This window comes from Streptomyces sp. NBC_01465, assembly GCF_036227325.1.
In the GTDB taxonomy this organism is placed as follows: Bacteria; Actinomycetota; Actinomycetes; order Streptomycetales; family Streptomycetaceae; genus Streptomyces.
On sequence record NZ_CP109467.1, the window covers coordinates 6568683 to 6587069 of the forward strand.

Genomic DNA, 18387 nt, shown 5'->3' on the forward strand with positions numbered 1-18387 from the left:
TGGTTCAGCGCGTTCCGGCTGATCGCCGGAGTGCTCTGCCTGGCCGGGGGAGCGGCCCTCTCCTGGGGCACCGCGGCATCGGCCGGGCCCGATGCCGCGGGCGTCGCCACTCCGGCCGCGATGGTCTGGGCCGCGGCCTTCGGTCTGCTGGGGCCCGTGGTCGTACGCGCCATGACTGCCGTACTGCGCCGTCCCGTCGGCAGGATGTCCGGGCTGGCCGGGGAACTCGCCGCGCACAACGCACGGGCGCGCACGGCCCGGATGGCGTCCGCGGTCATGCCGGTGATGCTCGCCAGTGGCCTTGCCGTCGGGCTCATCTTTATGCAGACCACTCAATCCGCCGGAGCGAAGCGGGCGTTCGACGAGACGTTGCGCGCGGACCTGGTGGTGACCTCCGCCTCCGGCGGGCTGCCGCTCGATCTGGTCGACACCGTCCGCCGGCAGCCGGGTGTCGCCGCGGTCTCCGCGCAGATACCCACCACCGGCTACATCGAGCCGGACGAGCCGATGCGCCCGAGTGAGGGCGAGGACACAGGACCGCAGCCCGTCGAGCTGCCGATGCAGGGCGTCACCGCGCAAGGGGTGGAGCGCGCCACGGCATACCGTGCGGCCGACGGAAGCCTGAACGCGCTGCAGGGCGACACCGTCGCGCTGCCCGCGACGTACGCGGACGGCCGCAGGCTCGGTGACTTGGTGCCGATGCGCCTCGGTGACGGCACCCAGGTGAAACTGAAGCTGGTCGCCACCCTGGAGGGACGCCGCGGCTACGAGACGGCACTCGTCCCGGCCTCGCTCCTGGTCGGGCACACGGACGGCGGGCTCGTCCCCCAGATCGTGGTGAGTGCGGCAGAAGGCACACGGCCGGACCAACTGGCCGCCGCTCTCGGCTCGTTGACGGAACAGCACCCGGGGCTGCGGGTGTCCGGCACGGAGGTTCTGGAGGCGGCGCAGGCCGATGCGGACGACACCCAGACCTGGATGGCGTATCTGATCCTGGGCGTGGTCGTCGGCTACGCGGCACTCGCCCTGGTCAACACCCAGATCCTCGCAACCGCCGAGCGGCGCGGGGAGTTCATGCTGCAGCGGCTCATCGGCGCCACCCGGCGGCAGGTCCTGCAGATGATGACCGTGGAAGCAGCGCTGGTGGCACTGGCCGGCGTTGTGCTGGGCGGCCTCGTCGCCGCGGCGACCCTGGTGCCGCTGAGCATCAGTGTCCTCGGCACGGCGCTGCCGGCCGGTTCCCCGTGGATCCTGGTCGCGGTGATCACCGGCGCGGTCGCCCTCACCCTGGCGACGACCCTGCTTGCGGCGGGAGCCGTTCTGCGCGGGCGGCCCGGGGATCACGGAATCGTACGCTGATCCGTATGGATCAACAGCCGCAGTCCAACGACCAGTTCTGGATAGGTTCGCTCCATCGCTGGCATGCCGTCTTCTGGTTGCTCCTGGGACTTGTGCCGCCGGCTCTGGCGGTACTGGACGACTCCAGTGCGCGGACGTACTGGTCGTTGGGCCTGCTGGCCGTGCTTGCCCTGTGTTATCCGATCGGGCCGGTCTTCCCCGGACGTCCCGTGCTGCGGCCGCACGTCTATCTGGGTGTGCTCGTCGTCGGCCTGGGCGCGATGGCCTATCTGCTCGGTGGTGAGGCCTCGATGTTCGTGGTGGCTCTTCCACAGTTCTGGGTCTTCGCGAGGAGTCCGCGCTCCGCTGCCGTCTGGAGCGGTGTTGCCGCAGCGGTCACCCTGGGCTGCGGGTCCATCGAAGGAGTCGATGCCGAGATCGACGCGGTCATCGTGCTCGGCTATGCGGCGGGCGTGGTGATCGGTGTGTGGGTGCACCGCGTCATCGAGCAGAACAACGAGCGGGCCAGACGGCTCCGAGCCGAGCTGGCCGCCGCCGAGTCGGCGCTCGCCGCGGCGAACCAGCGCCGGGGCGCCGTGGAGGAGCGTGAACGCATGGCGCGCGACATCCACGACACCCTTGCCCAGGGTTTCGCCTCCATCGTGGTGCTGGCCGAAGCGGCTCGCCTCGGTTTCGAGAAGGACCCGGGCAGGAGCAGGGCGCAGCTGGTCTCCATCGAGAACACCGCCCGGGAGAACCTGGCCGAGGCCCGGGTGCTGGTCGGCTCGGCTCCGCAGAGCGGTGTGGCTCCCGGCTCGGTGGCGACCTCCCTGCGGCGGACTCTGGAGCGCTTCGCCGAGGACACGGACCACACCGTCAGCGCGGAACTTCCGGACATCGACTGTGATCAGCAGACCCGGATCGCGCTGCTGCGCTGCCTGCAGGAATCGCTCGCGAACATACGCAAGCACGCGGCCGCCGCGCACGTCGGTGTCGTCCTCGCCGAACTGGCCCCGGGGATCGAGCTGGAGATCACCGACGACGGAAAGGGCTTCGTGGTCGGGGAGTCCCAGGGCTTCGGCCTGGACGGCATGCGGCGACGGCTGGCCGAGCTGGGCGGGGAACTCACCGTCACCAGCTCGCTGGGCGACGGCACGCGCGTCCTCGCCGTACTCCCTGTGAACGGTCCGGCGTGATGAGCACGACATTTGTTTGAAGTCTCAAGTTGTTGGACGTACTGTCGGGGGTGAAGCTGAATCGCAGGAGGAACCCATGCCCGTACGTCGTCTCAATCACGCTGTGCTCTACATCCGCGACGTCGCTCGCGCCGTCGAGTTCTACACCGATGTGTTCGGCTTCAAGGTCGATGTCGAGATTCCGGGCCGTGCGGCGTTCCTCAGCGCCCAGGAGACCCTCAACGATCACGATCTCGGGCTGTTCGCGATCGGCGCCGACGCTCCGGGGCCCGAACAGGGACGGGTCGGGCTGTACCACCTGGCCTGGGAGGTCGGCACACTCGGGGAACTCGTCGAGATGCTGGACAAGCTGAACGGGCGCGGCGCGCTCGTCGGTGCGACCAACCACCAGGTGTCCAAGTCGCTGTACGCCAAGGACCCCGACGGCAACGAGTTCGAGGTCATGTGGCGGGTGCCGCGCGAGGACTGGCCCGCCGAGGGCGAAGCCGCCCAGCCGCGGGCGCTGGATCTTGAGGCATCGCTGGACCGATGGGGGCCGGATCTGAAGACCGGTGCCGCCGCGGGATCTGCCACCTGAGCGTTCCGGGACGGCGGTCGACCGTTACGGTTCAGGGATGAGCATCCTGGATGAAGCCCGTGAGGGCATGAACCCCGAGATCCGCCCGCAGGACGACCTGTTCGGGCACGTCAACGGCCGCTGGCTGGACACTGCGCGGATCCCCGACGACCGCTCCAGCTGGGGTCCCTTCGTCGAGCTGGTCGACAACGCCGAACGGCATGTCAAGGAGATCATCCAGGAACTCGCGGCGGGCGGGACCGACGACGAGGACGCGCGGAAGATCGGCGCGCTCTACGCCTCCTTCATGGACGAGGACGCGGCCGAGGCCAAGGGGCTCGACCCCGCCAGGCCGCTGATCGAGGCCGTGGGCGGGGTCCGCGATCTGCGTGAGCTGGCTGCTTTCCTCGGCCGCTTCGAGCGCATCGGCGGCTCCGGGCTCTTCGGTTCGTACATCTCCAGCGACGACCGCGACTCCGACCGGTATCTCGTCAATCTGCTGCAGGGCGGGATCGGGCTGCCCGACGAGTCCTACTACCGCGAGGAGAAGTTCGCCGACATTCGTGCGGCGTACCTCTCCTATCTCACCGAGCTGCTCACGCTTGCCGAGCACGGCGACCCTGCGGGCGCCGCGCAGACCGTCTTCGACATCGAGGCGAAGCTGGCGGCCGGGCACTGGGAGCGGGCCGAGACCCGGGACGTACAGAAGACGTACAACCTCACGACCTTCGCCGAACTGGCCGTGCTGGCACCGGAGTTCGACTGGAGCGGGTACGCGGCCGGGCTCGGCGGGTCGGAGGCCGTGTTCGCGGAGACCTGTGTGCGCCAGCCCTCGTACCTCGCGCATCTGTCGGGTGTGCTGACCGAGGTGCCCGTCGAGCAGTGGCGCGACTGGCTGCTCGTGCGCGTCGTGGGGGCCTGCTCGCCGTATCTCTCCGGCGCGTTCGTCGAGAACAACTTCGCCTTCTACGGGCGCACTCTGAACGGCACCCCCGAACTGCGCGACCGCTGGAAGCGCGCCGTGCAGTTCGTGGAGGGCGCGGTCGGCGAGGCCGTCGGCAAGGAGTACGTCGCACGGCACTTCCCGCCGAGCTCCAAGGAGATGATGGACGAGCTGGTCGCCAACCTCCTCGAGGCGTACCGCCAGTCCATCGGCCGGCTCGACTGGATGACGGAGGAGACGAAGGAGCGGGCGTACGAGAAGCTCGCCACCTTCCGGCCGAAGATCGGCTACCCGGAGAAGTTCCGCGACTACTCGGCACTGGAGGTGACCGAGGGCGATCTGCTCGCCAACGCGCAGGCCGCGGAAGCCTTCGAGTCCGACCGCCAGCTCGCCAAGATCGGGGCGCCGGTCGACCGCGACGAGTGGTTCATGCTGCCGCAGACCGTCAACGCGTACTACAACCCGGGCACGAACGAGATCTGCTTCCCGGCGGGCATTCTCCAGAAGCCGTTCTTCTCGCCCGACGCCGACGCGGCGGAGAACTACGGCGGCATCGGCTCGGTGATCGGTCACGAGATCGGACACGGCTTCGACGACCAGGGCGCCCAGTACGACGGCCAGGGCAACCTCAACGACTGGTGGACCGAGGCCGACACCACGGCCTTCAAGGCGAAGTCCAGCGAGCTGATCAAGCAGTACGACGCGTTCTCGCCGCGCAATCTGCCCGGCGAGTTCGTCAACGGCGCACTCACCGTCGGCGAGAACATCGGCGACCTGGGCGGGCTGACCATCGGGCACACGGCCTATCTGATCGCGCTGGACGGCGCGCCGGCCCCGGAGCAGGACGGGCTCTCCGGTTCGCAGCGGCTCTTCCTCAACTGGGCCTTCTGCTGGCGCACCAAGCGCCGCAAGGAGCAGGAGCAGCAGTACCTGACCATCGACCCGCACTCGCCGCCGGAGTTCCGCGCGAACATCGTGCGCAACCTCGACGAGTTCCACGAGGCTTTCGGCACGACGGAGGGCGACGGGCTGTGGCTCGCCCCGGAGGACCGGGTGCGGATCTGGTGAAGGGGCTGCGCCGCTGAAGCGACGCAAGAGGTCCGCAAGTCTGTGCATACCGGCAGGCAAGCCGTACCTCCGACAGTGAAGGGGAGCCGGAAGGAGGCTGCCCGATGCATCTGGTCGATCTGCTCGATGCCCGGTCGCGGCCCGCAGCCGCGCTCCTCCTCACGGTCACCCGGCGCTGCCCGCTGAGCTGCGCGCACTGCTCGACCTCGTCCTCCATGGCGAGCGAGCAGTGCGACGCGGAGCTCATCGAGCGCTTCGTCGGTACGTTCACGGCCCTGGACCGGCCCGATTTCCTGCTGCTCACTGGCGGTGAACCCCTGCTGCGTCCCGGGCTCGTGCGCCGGCTCGCCGAACTGGCCGGGGCTGTCGGGTGCCGTACGCAGGTGCTGACCGGGATGTTCTTCGCCCGTCAGGACCGGATACCGGCGCCCGTCCGGGCCGCCATCGACGCCGTCGGTCATCTCGCCGTGAGCATCGACGCCTTCCACGAGCGGGAGGTTCCGCGGGCCGCCGTGCTCCGGGTGCTGCGGCAGCTCCTCGACGAAGGCAAGGACGTCAGCGTCCAGTTGACCGGGCTCGGGCCCGACGATCCGTATCTGCGCGAGGCGACCGACGACATCCGCCGGACCCTGGACGACCGGGTTCCGGTTCTTGTGGGCGCGGTGCGTTCCGCGGGGCGGGCCGCCGCATGGCTGCCCCGTGCCGTGAGCCGGGGACGGCACACGGCGCTGCCCGTGCCCTGCGCGATGGCCTCCTGGCCGGTCGTCACCTTCGACGGGACCGTGGTCGCCTGCTGCAACCAGGATGTCGTCGACGGGCTCGGCGGACGGCTTCCCGATCATCTGAGGCTCGGTCATATCGCCGAGGATCCCTGGGAGTTGATCCGCACGCGGCATCTTCGGCGGCCCGTTCTGCGTGCCGTGCGCGCGTTCGGGCCGCAGTACGCCGCAGAGCGCGCCGGGCGTGATTGCGGCGGCTACTGCGACACCTGTGTGCAGACCCTGGCAGGGCCCGAGGCGGAACGGGCGGCGGACGCGCTGTTGCGGGAGCCCTTCGGGCAGGTCGTCGAGCGACAGGCCGGGCGGCTGGCCGCGGCCGAGGGCGCGGACGGATTCGTACGGCGGTACGCGTCCGAGCGCTACGCGGAACTCGTACACCTGGGGCACCGGTGACAGCCCCCGCCCCGGCGGGGCGGCAACTCGACGCCTGGCTGCGCCTGCTGCGGCCCGCCCTGCACCGCACGCTCGACCGGATCTGGACGGTGCCCCAACCAGCCCTGGTCTACCCGGAGTTCCTCCACCTCACCCACCAGCTCCTGCGGGCCTCCGTCCCCATGATGGAGAGCGCGCGCGACCGGTGCGCCGAGCTCGCCGCCGGCGGTGACCCGGTCGCGGCCGCACTGCACCCGTACTGGCAGCGGCACATCGCCGAAGAGGCGGGGCACGACGACTGGGTCAGGGAGGACCTCGCCGCACTCGGCCGTGATCCGGACGAGGTGTGGGCGCGCTTCCCCTGCGCATCCGTGGCCTCGGCGGTCGGCGCCCAGTACTTCTGGATACGTCACCGGCACCCCGCCAGCCTGCTCGGCTACGTCGCGGTCACCGAGGGCAGCCCGCCGCCCCCCGACGTCGCGGCCGTGCTCAGCGACCGCACCGGACTGCCCCGCGCGGCCTTCCGCACGCTGCAGCGGCACGCCGTACTCGACCGGCACCACCGCGACGAGCTCCGCCGCACCATCGACGCTTTGCCCGGGGACGCCCAACTGGCCGCCACCGTACGGCTGTCCGCCCTGCACACGCTGAACATGCTGACGTCGGCGTTCGCCGGGCTCCTCGCCTCACCGGAGGGCGCTTGCCGATGACCTCACTCACGCTGGTCACCTCGCTCAGAAACCCGCGATTCAGGCTGCTCTTCGGCGGCCAGGCCGTCTCCAGCATCGGCGACTGGCTGGACTACCTCGCGCTCGTCGTGCTGATCACCTACACCTGGGAGTACGGCGCCGGCGCGCTCGCCGCGCTCAGCGTGGCGGTGGCCGTGCCGCTGGTGGTGCTCGCCCCGTTCGCCGGGGTCCTCGCGGACCGGATGGCGCACCGCGCCCCGGTCCTCATCGGCTGCGACCTGGCCCGCTCGGGCCTCGTACTCGGCTATCTCGTGGCCCCCGACCTCCCTGTCCTGCTGGCGCTCGTGCTGGCCAAGACGGCCTGCGGGGCGCTGTTCAACCCCGTGCACCAGAGCGTGCTGCGCTCCGTCGTCCCCGAGGGCGACATGCTCTCCGCGATGTCGGTGAGCGTCTTCGCCCACCAGGCCGCCAAGGTCGCGGGACCCGCGCTGAGCGGGCTGATCGTCGCCGCCTGGGGGGTGCGGGCGGCGTTTCTCGTCGACGCCGCGACCTTCCTGGTGTCCGCACTTCTGATCGCTCTCGTACGGCTTCCGGCACGCACCCCCGCGGTCGGGAGGCAGGACGCCGACGAAGGCCGGCCGGGAGGGTTCCGGCAGGAGTTCAAGGAGGGGCTCGCCCATGTGCTGCGGACGCCCGCGCTCGTCGCGGTCACCGTCAGCATGGCTGCCACGCTCTTCCTCGTCCTCACCTTCGACACCCTCTCGCCGCTCGCCATGCGCGAACTCGGCGTGGCCCAGAGCAGCTTGGGGTACGTCGTCGCGGCCGTGGGGCTCGGGGCCGCGCTCGGCACGCTGGCCATCAGTCAATGGGGCATGCGCCCGGGGCCGTTCGCCGTGCTGGCCCTCGCCCAGGCGGCCGTCGGCGCGATGGTGTGCGTCATGGGGGTCGGCCTCTCCGCCGATCTGCAGGGCGCCGTCTGGCTGTGGATGGTCGTCGGGTTCGTCGTCGGGTTCGGTGCGGCGGGGATCATGGTCGTCTTTCCGTACGTCCTCCAGCAGGAGACCCCGCAGGAGCTCATCGGCCGGGTCTCGGCCACCGCCAACGCCTTCCCGGTCCTGCTCCAGCTCGCCGCGCCCCCGCTGGGCGCGGCGCTCGCGGCCCAGCTCGGCGTCGCCTCCGTCTTCCTCGGATCGGGCTGTGCGCTCGCCGTCCTCGGGGTCGCCGTCTGGTGGTACGGGCGAAGAGGGCGGGCGGATCCCGTACCGGACCCGGAGGGCCCGGAGGACTCGTACGCCGGGACCGTGCAGCGGCCGGAGGTCGAGGTCCACATGGCGGACGAGCCGGAGCCCGAACACGGCGGCCCCGAATGGCCGGAGAGCGGATCCGGCGGCAGACGGCAGCACTTCTTCTGGTGAGAGAGCGGAGAGGACCCATGGACGTACCCGAGCACGAACTCCCGTCCCCCGACGGCGAGTTCGACCCGCTGGCCGCGCTGCGCGCCGGCGGATTCCCCGACGAGGGGCTCGACGTCGAGGACGTCGTGTCGCTCGCACAGCTCACCCCCGAGGAGGTCACGATCCTTCTCGGCCTCAAGTCCCGCCTGACGGACATCACTTCGGAGGTCGAGGCACACAGCGTCGAGCCCATCATCGGCGGCGTGCTGTTCTGACCGGACCGGACACAGGAGGGATGGAGGCGAAGTGGACTGGTCGGGCGCGGAGAGCCGCAGGACCGTCACGGTGGTCTTCTGCGACATGGCCGGTTCCACCGCGCTCAGCGAACGGCTGGACCCGGAGGCGCTGCGCCACGTCATGCTGCGGTACTACGCACGGCTGCGGGAGTGCCTGGAGCGCCACGGCGGCACCGTGGAGAAGTTCATCGGCGATGCCGTGATGGCGGTCTTCGGGGTGCCCGTCGTGCACGAGGACGACGCGCTGCGCGCGGCCCGCGCGGCCCTCGACATCCTGGCGGCCGTCGACGACTTCGGGGCGGAGCTCGGTGAGGACGTCGGTGTACGGATTGCAGTGCGCATCGGCGTCCACACCGGTGAGGTGGTCACTTCAGGGGATCCGGAGGCCGGGCACACCCTGGTCTCCGGGGAGACCGTCAATGTCGCCGCCCGGCTCGAACAGCACGCCCCCGAAGGGCAGATACTCGTCGGAGCCGACACCTACTGGCTGCTGAAGGACACCGCCCTCACCACCCCCGTGGAGCCGCTGACGGTCAAGGGCAAGTCCGCACCGGTCCCCGCCTGGCGGCTGCTCTCCGTGCCCAGCGGCGCCGAACCGGCCCGGGGCGGGCCCGGCGACCTCCTCGTGGGGCGCGACGACGAACTCGCCCAGCTCGACCTGGCGTTCGGCCGGGTGCGCCGCGACCGGTCCTGCCATCTGGTGACGCTGCTCGGTGACCCCGGGGTCGGCAAGTCCCGGCTGGCCGGGGAATTCGTGGCGCGCGCCGGGACGCAGGGCGCCCTCGCGGCGTCCGTGCGCTGTGTCCCGTACGGCAGTACGAGCGCACTGCAGCCGCTCGCCGAGCTCCTGCGGATCCTGATCGGCGACGCGGAACCCACCGCGCTGCTCGGCAGCGGCGAGGCCGAGTCGGCCGCCGCCACCGCACTGCTGCGCCTCGCCCGCAGCGGATCCTCCGGGACCTCGTTCGAGGAGACCTGCTGGGCGCTGCAGCTGCTGTGCGCGCGGCTCGCCGCCGATCGGCCCCTCGTCCTCGTGCTCGACGATCTGCAGTGGGCGCACGAGGACCTGCTCCGTGCGCTCGACTACCTCGGCGACTGGGTGCAGGGCGCGCCCGTCCTGCTGATGTGCGTGGCCAGAACCGAGTTCCTGGAAGCGCACCGGGAGTGGGGGAGCGGCAAGTTCAACGCGACCGCGCTGGTCGTGCCGCCGCTCGCCGAGGACGACTGCCGCGAACTGGTCCTGCGGTTGTACGAGCCCGAGGTCGTCCCGCACCTCGCGGGGAGCGCGGTGGTGGACCGGCTCGTCAGCAGATCCGAGGGCAACCCGCTGTTCGTCGAGCAGATCGTGGCGATGTTCGGCGAGTCGGGCAGCGACGACGACGTCCCGCCCTCCGTACGGGCCGTGGTCGCAGCCCGCCTCGACCGGCTCGGACCGGGCGAGCGCGCGCTTCTCCAGCACGCCTCCGTCATCGGGGTCCAGTTCTCCGCGTCCGGACTGCGGGCCCTGATGAGCGGGGACGACGGCTCGGCGACTGCGCTGCAGGCGGGGCCGGATGTCGTCGACCGCACAGTCCGCGACCTGGCGCGCCGCCGGCTCCTGGAGGCGGCCGCGCCCGCCGGGTGGAGGTTCGTCAGCCAGCTCATCCACGACGAGGTCTACAGCGGAATGTCCAAAATGCTGCGCTCCCGTCAGCACGAGGCCTTCGCGGGACACCTGGCCCTCGACTCCCCGGGCGACCACAACACGATGGGGACCCACCTGGAACAGAGTTACCGGCTGCGCCGTCAGCTCGGCGGCGCCGACGAGTCCACCCGCGACCTCGCCGACCGGGCATCCGGACACCTGGGGACCGCCGGAACCCTGGCACTGGCCCACGGCGACGTCCGCTGGGCCATGGACATGCTGCGGCGCGCCGCCGAACTGGCCGCCGTACGGCCGGGGGAACCCGGTGCGCTCGCCGTACGCCTCGCACTCGCCGAAGCCAGGATCGCCGCCGGGGACGCGGCCGACGCCGTCGCCGAACTCGGCCGGCTGCGCGCAGACGCCCGCAGCGCGGGGGACCGCAGGACCGAGGCCAGGGCCCGGCTCCAACTCGCCTACCTGGACCCGGCGTCCGGCGGATTCGGCCCGCTGGCCGAGACGGCCAGGGACGCCGTCGAGGTGTTCACCGAGGCCGACGACGCACTCGGGCTCGCCCGCGCCTGGCTGACCCTGGGCCAGGAGCGGCAGAGCCGCAGCCTGCACGCCGAGGCCAGCGCCTTCCTGGAGCGGGCGCTGACCGAAGCCGTCCGCGCCGACGCCGGTCTCGAACGGGCGGGCGTACTGGGCGCGTTGACGGTGTCGCTGTGGCTCGGACCCGAGCCGGCGGCCCTCGCCCTGGAGCGCTGCCAGACCTTCCTCGGAGAGCTCGCCGGGCTTCGCATGGCCCGCGCCACGGTGTCCTGCCCCATGGCCGTACTCCTTGCGATGCGCGGCAGCTTCGACGAGGCGCGCCTCCTGATCGGCGACGCCGAACAGACGCTCACCGACCTCGGACACCTCTTCGCGCTGCCCGCAGTGGGGCTTTTCCTCGCCACCGTCGAGCGGCTGGCGGGGCGCAGGGAGGAGGCCGAGCGGCAGCTCCGTACGGTCGTCGGCGGACTGGAGGAGCTCGGCGACCGCCAGCTCCTGGTCACCGCGAGGGCCGACCTCGCCAGGGTCCTGGTCGGTCTGAACCCCGGTGACAGCGAGGCGCGCGAGCTCGCCGACGGCCTCCTCGCGGGGGACAGGCTCGCCGAGAAGCCCGCGGCCGCCGCCGACGCCCACGGCGTACGGGCGCGAGCCGCGGCGGCCGAGGGCGACGCGGCAGGCGCCGACCGGCACGCGGAGGCCGCCCTGCGCGCAGCGCGCGCCACCGACTCGCCGACCTCGATGGCCACCGCCGAACTCGACCGGGCCCGGGTCCACGAGGCGCTCGGCCGCACCGCCGAGGCACGTCACGCAGCCGAGGCCGCCCACCGGCACTTCACCGCCAAGGGTCACCGGACGGGGGCGGAGCGCGCGGCAGAACTCGTCGCCGCACTCGACGCGGCGGATCCGGGAAGGGGGGACGATGGAGCGGGACAGTGACCGCCTGACCTGGAATCTGCTCGGCCGCGACCGCGCGGAGATCGAGATGCGCGCCGACTGGGCCGGTCCTTCGGGCGCGGACCGGGCGTGGGGCGACGGCACCGGCTACGGCGTGCGCGCCTGTGTCATCGACAGCGGCATCGACACCGACCATCCGGCGGTCGGCGAGGTCGGCGCCTCGTACCTGGTGCGCGAGACGGCCGACGGAAGCTCCGGCGGCCACGAGGTGGTGAAGATCAGGGGAGGCGACTCCTGGGGGCACGGCACGGCCTGCGCCTCGATCATCCGGGCGATGGCCCCGCAGTGCCGCATCGACAGCGTGCAGGTGCTCTCCGCCGGATTCCGGGGCAGCGGCGATGTGCTGATCGAGGGCATGAGGTGGGCGGTCGAGCAGGGTTACGACGTCATCAACATGAGTCTGTCCACCACGCGGCGCGAGTTCGCCTCGGCCCTCCACGAGATCGCCGACCGGGCCTACTTCGGCCGCAGTCTCATCGTGGCCTCCGCGCACAACATGCCGGTGGAGAGCTTCCCCTGGCGGTTCTCCTCGGTGATCTCGGTGGGCAGCCACGACGAACCCGACCCGGAGCTGCTGCTCTACAACCCCAGCCCGCCCGTCGAGTTCTTCGCCCGGGGCGTGCGCGTCCCCGCGGCCTGGCCGGGCGGTGGCACCCGCAGCTGCACCGGCAACAGTTTCGCCACTCCGCACGTGGCCGGACTGTGCGCGCGCATCCTCTCCAAACACCCGGACATGACGCAGTTCCAGGTGAAGCAGGCGCTGTTCCTCGCCTCGGCCAACATCGGCCGCCCCACGTCCGGAGGTCCTGCATGACCGTGCACGAGCCAGACGCCGAACACCGCAGGCTGCTGCAGTCGGTGGTGCGTACGGCACGCGCCATCTTCGACGCCCAGGCCAGTTCGATCTTCCTGGTCGACGAGAGCAGCGGCGAGCTGGTCTTCGAGGCGGTGTCCGGCCGCGGCGAGGAACACCTCGTCGGCCGGCGCCTGGACGCCGGGCGCGGCATCGCGGGGTGGGTCCTGGAGTCCCGTCAGTCCGTGGAGGTCGAGGACCTCGAAGGCGATCCCTCCTTCGCCAGGGACTTCGCCGAGTCCACCCTCTTCGTACCCAGGTCGCTGATGGCCGCGCCGCTCCTGCACGGCGACACCCCGCTCGGCGTCCTCGAAGTCCTCGACCGGAGCCAGGAGTTGCGCACGCCACTGGCCGCGATGGACCTCCTCGCCCTCTTCGCCGACCAGGCGTCGGCGGCACTGCGGCTGGTCCAGCTCGGCCGGCGCAGCCCGGCGCCGGCCGACACCCTGGGCCTGTCCAGGGTGCTGGGGTCCCTGGACAGTGACCGGCGCGAGGCGGGCAGGCGGGTGGTCAGCGCTCTGGAGGAGCTGCTGCGGACGGCCGGCTGAGGGCCGCCCCGCGGTGGCGGGTCACACCGGCGCGCGGCCGGACACCGGGAGGCGGAGGAACCCGTCGGCCGGTGCTGCCGTGTGCGAGCGCATCGACGGGATGGACGGTACGGGCGGTGCGGGCGGTACGGACCAGACCGGCCCGGGCGCCAGCTCCCGCGCCAACGCCTGTACCAGCACGGGGACATGGAAGGTCCGGGCGCCGTCCGGGCCCGCCGGGGCAGGCCAGTCGCAGAGCCGCAGATCGTGCAGCCGGTCCAGGGAACGGCCCGCCCGCACCACATCGCCGTCGAGCACCCGGACCGCGTCGTCGAAGGTGAACCCCGCCGACGTACCGAGCAGCCGGATCAGCGCCCAGTCCTGCGGCGCGACCCCCTGGTACCCGCGCATCAGACGGCCCCGCAGGTCCACATCGCCGACCGTGAACAGGTCCAGGCTCCCCGGCGCCCCCAGCTGCGCCGCGAGCCGCGTCAGCGGCCAGGCCCGCCGGGCGGCGAGCTGGGCGCCCGCGATCCGCAGGGCGAGCGGCAGCCGGTCACAGGCCCTGGCGATCCCCACCGCGGCGGCCGGCTCCGAGTCGACCCGCTCGGGGCCGACGATGCGGCGCAGCAGCTCCACGGAGTCGGCCGTCGACAGCGGCGCCAGCTCCACGAGCCGGGCCCCGTCGAGGGCGGCGAGCCGTGAGCAACTCGTCACCACGGTGGTCGACATGGGGGCGCTCGGCAGCAGCGGACGCACCTGGGCCTCGTCGTACGCGTTGTCCAGGAGGAACAGCATGGGACCGCGCCCGGTGAGCCGGGCGCGGTAGAGACGGACCAGGTCGGCCAGCCGGCGCGGCAGGCGCTCCGCCGGACGGCCCAGGTCGCGCAGCAGATCGGCCAGGGCGTCCTCGGGGGATCGCGGGGCGCCGTTCTCGTCCGCGAGATCCACATGGAACCGGCCGCCGGGGAAGATCTCTCCCGCCGCGTGTGCCGCCGCGATCGCCGTCGACGACTTGCCCACCCCCGGCCGACCCGTGACGACGGTGAGCTGCCAGGGGACGGCGGGCTCCACCGAGTGCGCCGTCACGTCCGGCAGTATCTCCGCCGACTCCTTCAGTCTCCCGGTGAAGTCGCTGATGCCGGGAGGCAGTTGGGAGGTCGCGCACGGGCGGGACTCGACCTGTGCGCGGGACGGCAGGTCCGCGGGCGCGGGGTCGGGGCGGCCGTCGTAGCCGGAGAGGATCTCCTGCTGCAGCTGCCGCAGTGCGGTCCCCGGCTCCAGGCCGAGCTCCAGGGAGAACAGGCGGCGCACCTCGTCGTAGGCGAGCAGTGCGTCGCTCTGTCTGCCGAGACCGCGCAGGGCCCGCATGTGGTGGGCGCGCAGCTGCTCGCGGTACGGATTGGCGCCGACGAGCGGTTCCACCTCCTCGAGCACCTCCTGGTGCCGGCCCAGCGCGAGCCGCGCCGAGAACCACACCTCCAGCGCGGCGAGCCGGCGCTCGTGCAGCCGGTCCGCCTCCTCGTCGAGCGGCTGGGCGCCTTCGAGCCCGGCGAAGGGGCGTCCACGCCACAGCTTCATCGCCCCGGCCATCAGCCGGTCGACCACCCCGGGATCGCTCTCGGCGGTGGCCCGGCGGGCCCGGTCGATGCCTTGCTCGAAGTTGACCCGGTCCACCCGCGCGGGGTCCACGGTCAGGCGGTAGCCCGGCCGCTGGAGCAGGATCCGGACGTCGTCGTCCGCCGACTCCAGGGTGCGGCGCAGATGGTGCACGTACACCTGGAGGTTCTTGGCGGCGCTCTTGGGCGGCCCCTCGCTCCACAGGGTGTCCACCAGGTGGTCGACGGAGACCACCGCGTCGGGCTCGCACAACAGCGAGGCCAGCAGGAGCTGTTGCTTGTACGGGCCGAGCGCCAGCGGCCGCGCACCGGCGGTGGCGGTGAGCGGGCCTAATATGCCGAAACTGATCACTCTCGTGTCTCCCCCTGAACCGGAAGTGGGGTTTCCAGGTCGCGCCGGAGGGCCCAGGCAGCTTCTGCCTGGGCCCTGCGGTGAAGTGCTGTTACCAGACGAACGCGCCGCTCAGCGGGCTGTTGCTGTGCGAGACCACGTCCTCGGCGCCGTCCAGGCGCTGCTTGATGGAGTTCAGCAGCGAGACCTCCTCCTGGCTGAGGGAGGAGATGGCGTCCAGCTGGGCGGGGTTGGCGCCCTTGAAGTTGTGACCGGCAGCGGCGAGTTCCTTGAGAGCCTCGAACGACATGCTGTTCTCCTTTGTGGATGCGAGCTGTGGATGCGAGTTACTGCGAAATTGCGGTTTCAGGTGTTTCACGCCCCGGCCGGAGCCGGAACGTTTCGCCCGGCGGTGGCCACAACGGCACCGAGCGAAGTCGTGGCGGCGTCGGCGGCATGGAGCGCGCTCAGGCCGATCGCCGTGACGAGCTGCTCCGTGAGCGGCAACTCGTCGATGGTGTGCATCAGTTCGTCGCGGTGTTTCACATCGAGCGCGGAATGCCGCTCCAGTGTCCGGAAACCCTCCCGCGGATATCCGGTGCGGCGCATCAGTTCCGGCACCAGCGCACGCGAAGGGGGGTTTCCTTCGAGTACCGCGATGTGCCCCAGCAGACAGACCGGGTGGAAATGCCGTATCCAGTAGTACTGGGCTCCCACGAGATTCGCGACGGCCGCCCCCGGGAGCCGGCGCAGCGGAATGTCGGGGTCGTACCCGATCGCCGCGAGGTCCTGCCGCAGCCATTCGTCATGGCCCTGCTCCTCCTTGATGTGCCGGGTCAGATACGGAATGAGCGCGGCGGCCGTCGGATCGTGGTCCGCGATTTCCTTCGACCGCTCCAGGGCGTTCTCCATGAGCGGCACGGTGGAACGGATCGCGGTGTGCAGCATGCAGAGGTACTCGGGGTAGAGCTCGGCCACCCGGGGGTGCGACCACAACTCGTGGCTGGCCGCCCCGAGATGGGGGATCAGCAGGGCGATCTTCGCGCGCAGGACAAGGCTGTGGTCGGTCATGCCGTGTGCTCCTCTCGTCCCGTGTGGTCTCGTCCGATGCCGGCGATGGCGGTCAGCAGTGGTGCGTCCGTCCGTGCGCCGGCCTCGCTGTTGCGTCGTGTCATGGCCCAGCACAGCCCGCAGATCGAGCTGTAGTGGCGCTCGGCCAGATCGTTGTAGCGGGGCAGCGCGGTCAGGGCCCCCGGTCCCACCGAGCCCAGCGCCCGGTAGAAGGGGTCGGCGTGGAAGTCCCGTACCGCCGCCTCGACTTCCTCGCCCGTCGTGCAGTCCGCGCGGAGGGCGGCAGGCCCGGCCCCCATGATCACGGACTCGTTGCAGCAGGCGGTGACCCTGCCGTCGTAGCGGACCACGGTCGCGTCCACCACGTCGCACGGACCGAAGTCGGACCCCTGTGTGCGCTCCTGGAAGCTGTAGTGGTCGGCACCCCGCCCGTGGGGGAGGCCATGGGTGGGGATCAGTTCGGCGTACGCGGACCAGTCGCGGCCCAGCGCCTTGGTGAGGGCCTCCTCGGCGCGCTGCAGGGTGTCGCCCTCGTCGATGCACTGGACGACGATCGGCACCTCGTGCCCGGCGATCACCCGCGCCGCGTGCCCGAACCGCTCGGGTCCCTGCCCCGCCACGTGGTACGCGTCGGTGCTGAGATAGATCACGGCCGATCTGTCGAGCACGTCATGGATCCACTGGGGCGCCCGCTCGGAGCGCGCCCAGAAGCCGCTGGTGTAGATGACGACGTGCTTGCCGGCCTCCGAGAGCTGTCGCACGGTACGGGTCAGCCCGCGCCGCTCCACGAACGGTTCGCCCCCGGAGATCCCCGCCATCTCGAGCCCTTCGATCCCGGCGAGCCGGTCCACGATCGACTCCAGGAGCGCGAAGTCGGTGATCCTCGGCGAGTCGGGCCGCGAGTCCACCGAGCAGTGTCCGCAGCCGACCGGGCACCTGTCGGTGATGAACAGGAGCACCGAACGGCCCCTGGTCCGCCGGATGTCGACGATGGCACGGTGGTTGAGGCGCGCGGTCATACGAGGCTCCTCGCGGAGGTGTCCCCGAGGGTCACGAGCTCTGCGTACCTGGTGATGCCGTACTGCTTGGCGAAGGTCAACGGACCGGCCTCCACCAGCAGTTCCTCCGTACGCTTCTCCACAAGACGGACGGACTCGCGGTCTGCGGCCGCCCGTACCGCGCGCGGCACGGCCTCGTCCTTGGACAGGACCCAGCACGTCTCGCAGTAGCCGCCGGCCGCGCAGCCGGGCTTGCCGGACCCGTACCGCTCGGCGAGGTACTCGGGTCCGGTCGCCCGGATCGCGCGCACCATCGGGTTGTTGAGGGAGCGCTCCCGGATGACCGACCAGTCGTCCTTGTTGATGTGACCGAGGTAGAGATGGGGCGGGAGAGGGACCTTTCCGTCCATCACGTCCTGGTTGCCGCATGCCGTGACCTGCCCGTTGAACCCGATCACCGGCCAGGCGGAGACCGAGCAGGGAGCGGGATCGACGGTGGTGCGCGGCAGCTGCACCTGCTTGAGCAGCCAGGCGTCCGCCCGGCCGTGCGGGCTGACGGGCGCCACCAGCATCGGCACCCGGTCGTCGAACTCGCGGCGCACCTCGGCGGTCAGGCCTTCGAGGTACGGGTCGTCGGGCCCGGTGCCCGTCAGCTGGAGGCTGACGTGCTTGCCCTCCTCGAGGAGCTCCCTCAGTACGCGGAAGACCGCCTTGCGCGGCACCTCCTCCTCGTGGAAGAAGTCCAGGCTCGCCGAGAAGTGGTCCACCGCGTCGATCGCCGGCCGCAGTGAGCGCGGGATGCGCCCGGTGGTGGCGTAGTTCTTGTCCTTCGCCGCGAAGTACAGCCCGGACAGGATGTGCGAACGGGCGCCCACCGCACGGGAGATGTCCGCGACGTCCTTGACGAGCCGGGGGCGAAGCAGTGCCTCGCCGCCCGACATCAGGACGAACTCGGGCCGGTTCCCGGTGGTGAAGGTGGTCGCGAACCTGCGGAACATCTCCTCCGGGTATTCCTCGCTGTCGAGCATGGAACTCGTCGAACAGTGCTTGCAGTGGAGCGGGCACCTGCGCGTGATGCCGAAGAACACGGCGGAGGCCGGTACGGGGCGGTGACGCAGAATCTCCATGAGGTGCACCAGAAATCCTCCTCCTTCGACAGATGCTCGACCGGATGCATTTCTATAATGGAATCCGTCTCTTGGTTCGATCTATAGAAACGCTTTAGTAATG

The 18387-nt window shown here is 71.2% G+C and carries 16 protein-coding genes; 11 read left to right on the top strand and 5 right to left on the bottom strand.

Features of this window, described 5'->3' with window-relative positions; all coding sequences use genetic code 11:
- The first annotated feature begins 30 nt into the window (after positions 1 to 30).
- From OG707_RS30925 to OG707_RS30975, 11 genes are all read left to right on the top strand, one after another.
- Entirely contained in the window at positions 31 to 1359 is a 1329-nt protein-coding gene (locus OG707_RS30925; RefSeq protein WP_329124112.1) for an ABC transporter permease, read from the top strand.
- 5 nt (positions 1360 to 1364) lie between these two features.
- Entirely contained in the window at positions 1365 to 2534 is a 1170-nt protein-coding gene (locus tag OG707_RS30930; protein ID WP_329124114.1) for a sensor histidine kinase, read from the top strand.
- Positions 2535 to 2610: 76 nt separating this feature from the next.
- On the top strand, positions 2611 to 3111 hold the full coding sequence (locus OG707_RS30935) for a VOC family protein (protein ID WP_329124116.1): 501 nt from the start codon (positions 2611 to 2613) through the stop codon (positions 3109 to 3111).
- Positions 3112 to 3148: 37 nt separating this feature from the next.
- Positions 3149 to 5101: a M13 family metallopeptidase gene (locus OG707_RS30940; protein ID WP_329124118.1), complete on the top strand. Its 1953-nt coding sequence runs from the start codon at positions 3149 to 3151 to the stop codon at positions 5099 to 5101.
- A gap of 104 nt (positions 5102 to 5205) precedes the next feature.
- Positions 5206 to 6273 carry a radical SAM protein gene (locus OG707_RS30945; RefSeq protein ID WP_329124120.1) on the top strand — a complete coding sequence of 356 codons (1068 nt, stop codon included), beginning with the start codon at positions 5206 to 5208 and terminating at the stop codon, positions 6271 to 6273.
- Positions 6270 to 6962 carry an iron-containing redox enzyme family protein gene (locus tag OG707_RS30950; protein ID WP_329124122.1) on the top strand — a complete coding sequence of 231 codons (693 nt, stop codon included), beginning with the start codon at positions 6270 to 6272 and terminating at the stop codon, positions 6960 to 6962. The genes OG707_RS30945 and OG707_RS30950 overlap by 4 nt, the downstream gene beginning before the upstream one ends.
- The gene (locus OG707_RS30955; RefSeq protein WP_329124123.1) at positions 6959 to 8356 is read left to right on the top strand and encodes an MFS transporter; all 1398 of its coding nucleotides are present in this window, start codon (positions 6959 to 6961) and stop codon (positions 8354 to 8356) included. Before OG707_RS30950 ends, OG707_RS30955 begins: the two co-directional genes overlap by 4 nt.
- Positions 8357 to 8373: 17 nt before the next feature.
- Positions 8374 to 8610, top strand: a complete 237-nt coding sequence (locus OG707_RS30960; RefSeq protein ID WP_329124126.1) for an aroma-sacti cluster domain-containing protein — start codon at positions 8374 to 8376, stop codon at positions 8608 to 8610.
- Positions 8611 to 8641: 31 nt separating this feature from the next.
- On the top strand, positions 8642 to 11740 hold the full coding sequence (locus tag OG707_RS30965; protein ID WP_329124127.1) for an adenylate/guanylate cyclase domain-containing protein: 3099 nt from the start codon (positions 8642 to 8644) through the stop codon (positions 11738 to 11740).
- On the top strand, positions 11724 to 12572 hold the full coding sequence (locus OG707_RS30970) for a S8 family peptidase (RefSeq protein ID WP_329124128.1): 849 nt from the start codon (positions 11724 to 11726) through the stop codon (positions 12570 to 12572). Before OG707_RS30965 ends, OG707_RS30970 begins: the two co-directional genes overlap by 17 nt.
- Positions 12569 to 13159, top strand: a complete 591-nt coding sequence (locus OG707_RS30975) for a GAF domain-containing protein (RefSeq protein ID WP_329124129.1) — start codon at positions 12569 to 12571, stop codon at positions 13157 to 13159. Before OG707_RS30970 ends, OG707_RS30975 begins: the two co-directional genes overlap by 4 nt.
- A 21-nt stretch (positions 13160 to 13180) precedes the next feature.
- On the opposite strand, the gene OG707_RS30980 is transcribed toward OG707_RS30975, so the two are convergent.
- The 5 genes from OG707_RS30980 to OG707_RS31000 form a co-directional block, all read right to left on the bottom strand.
- Positions 13181 to 15109 carry an AfsR/SARP family transcriptional regulator gene (locus OG707_RS30980; protein ID WP_329124130.1) on the bottom strand — a complete coding sequence of 643 codons (1929 nt, stop codon included), beginning with the start codon at positions 15107 to 15109 and terminating at the stop codon, positions 13181 to 13183.
- A gap of 91 nt (positions 15110 to 15200) precedes the next feature.
- Positions 15201 to 15398, bottom strand: coding sequence for an aroma-sacti cluster domain-containing protein (locus OG707_RS30985; RefSeq protein ID WP_329124132.1), 198 nt, complete (start codon positions 15396 to 15398; stop codon positions 15201 to 15203).
- Between the two features lie 65 nt (positions 15399 to 15463).
- Entirely contained in the window at positions 15464 to 16159 is a 696-nt protein-coding gene (locus tag OG707_RS30990) for an iron-containing redox enzyme family protein (RefSeq protein ID WP_329124133.1), read from the bottom strand.
- Positions 16156 to 17178, bottom strand: coding sequence for a radical SAM protein (locus tag OG707_RS30995; protein ID WP_329124135.1), 1023 nt, complete (start codon positions 17176 to 17178; stop codon positions 16156 to 16158). Before OG707_RS30995 ends, OG707_RS30990 begins: the two co-directional genes overlap by 4 nt.
- Positions 17175 to 18284 (bottom strand): radical SAM protein, encoded by a 1110-nt coding sequence (locus OG707_RS31000; protein ID WP_329124137.1) that lies wholly within the window; start codon positions 18282 to 18284, stop codon positions 17175 to 17177. Before OG707_RS31000 ends, OG707_RS30995 begins: the two co-directional genes overlap by 4 nt.
- Positions 18285 to 18387: the final 103 nt, after the last annotated feature.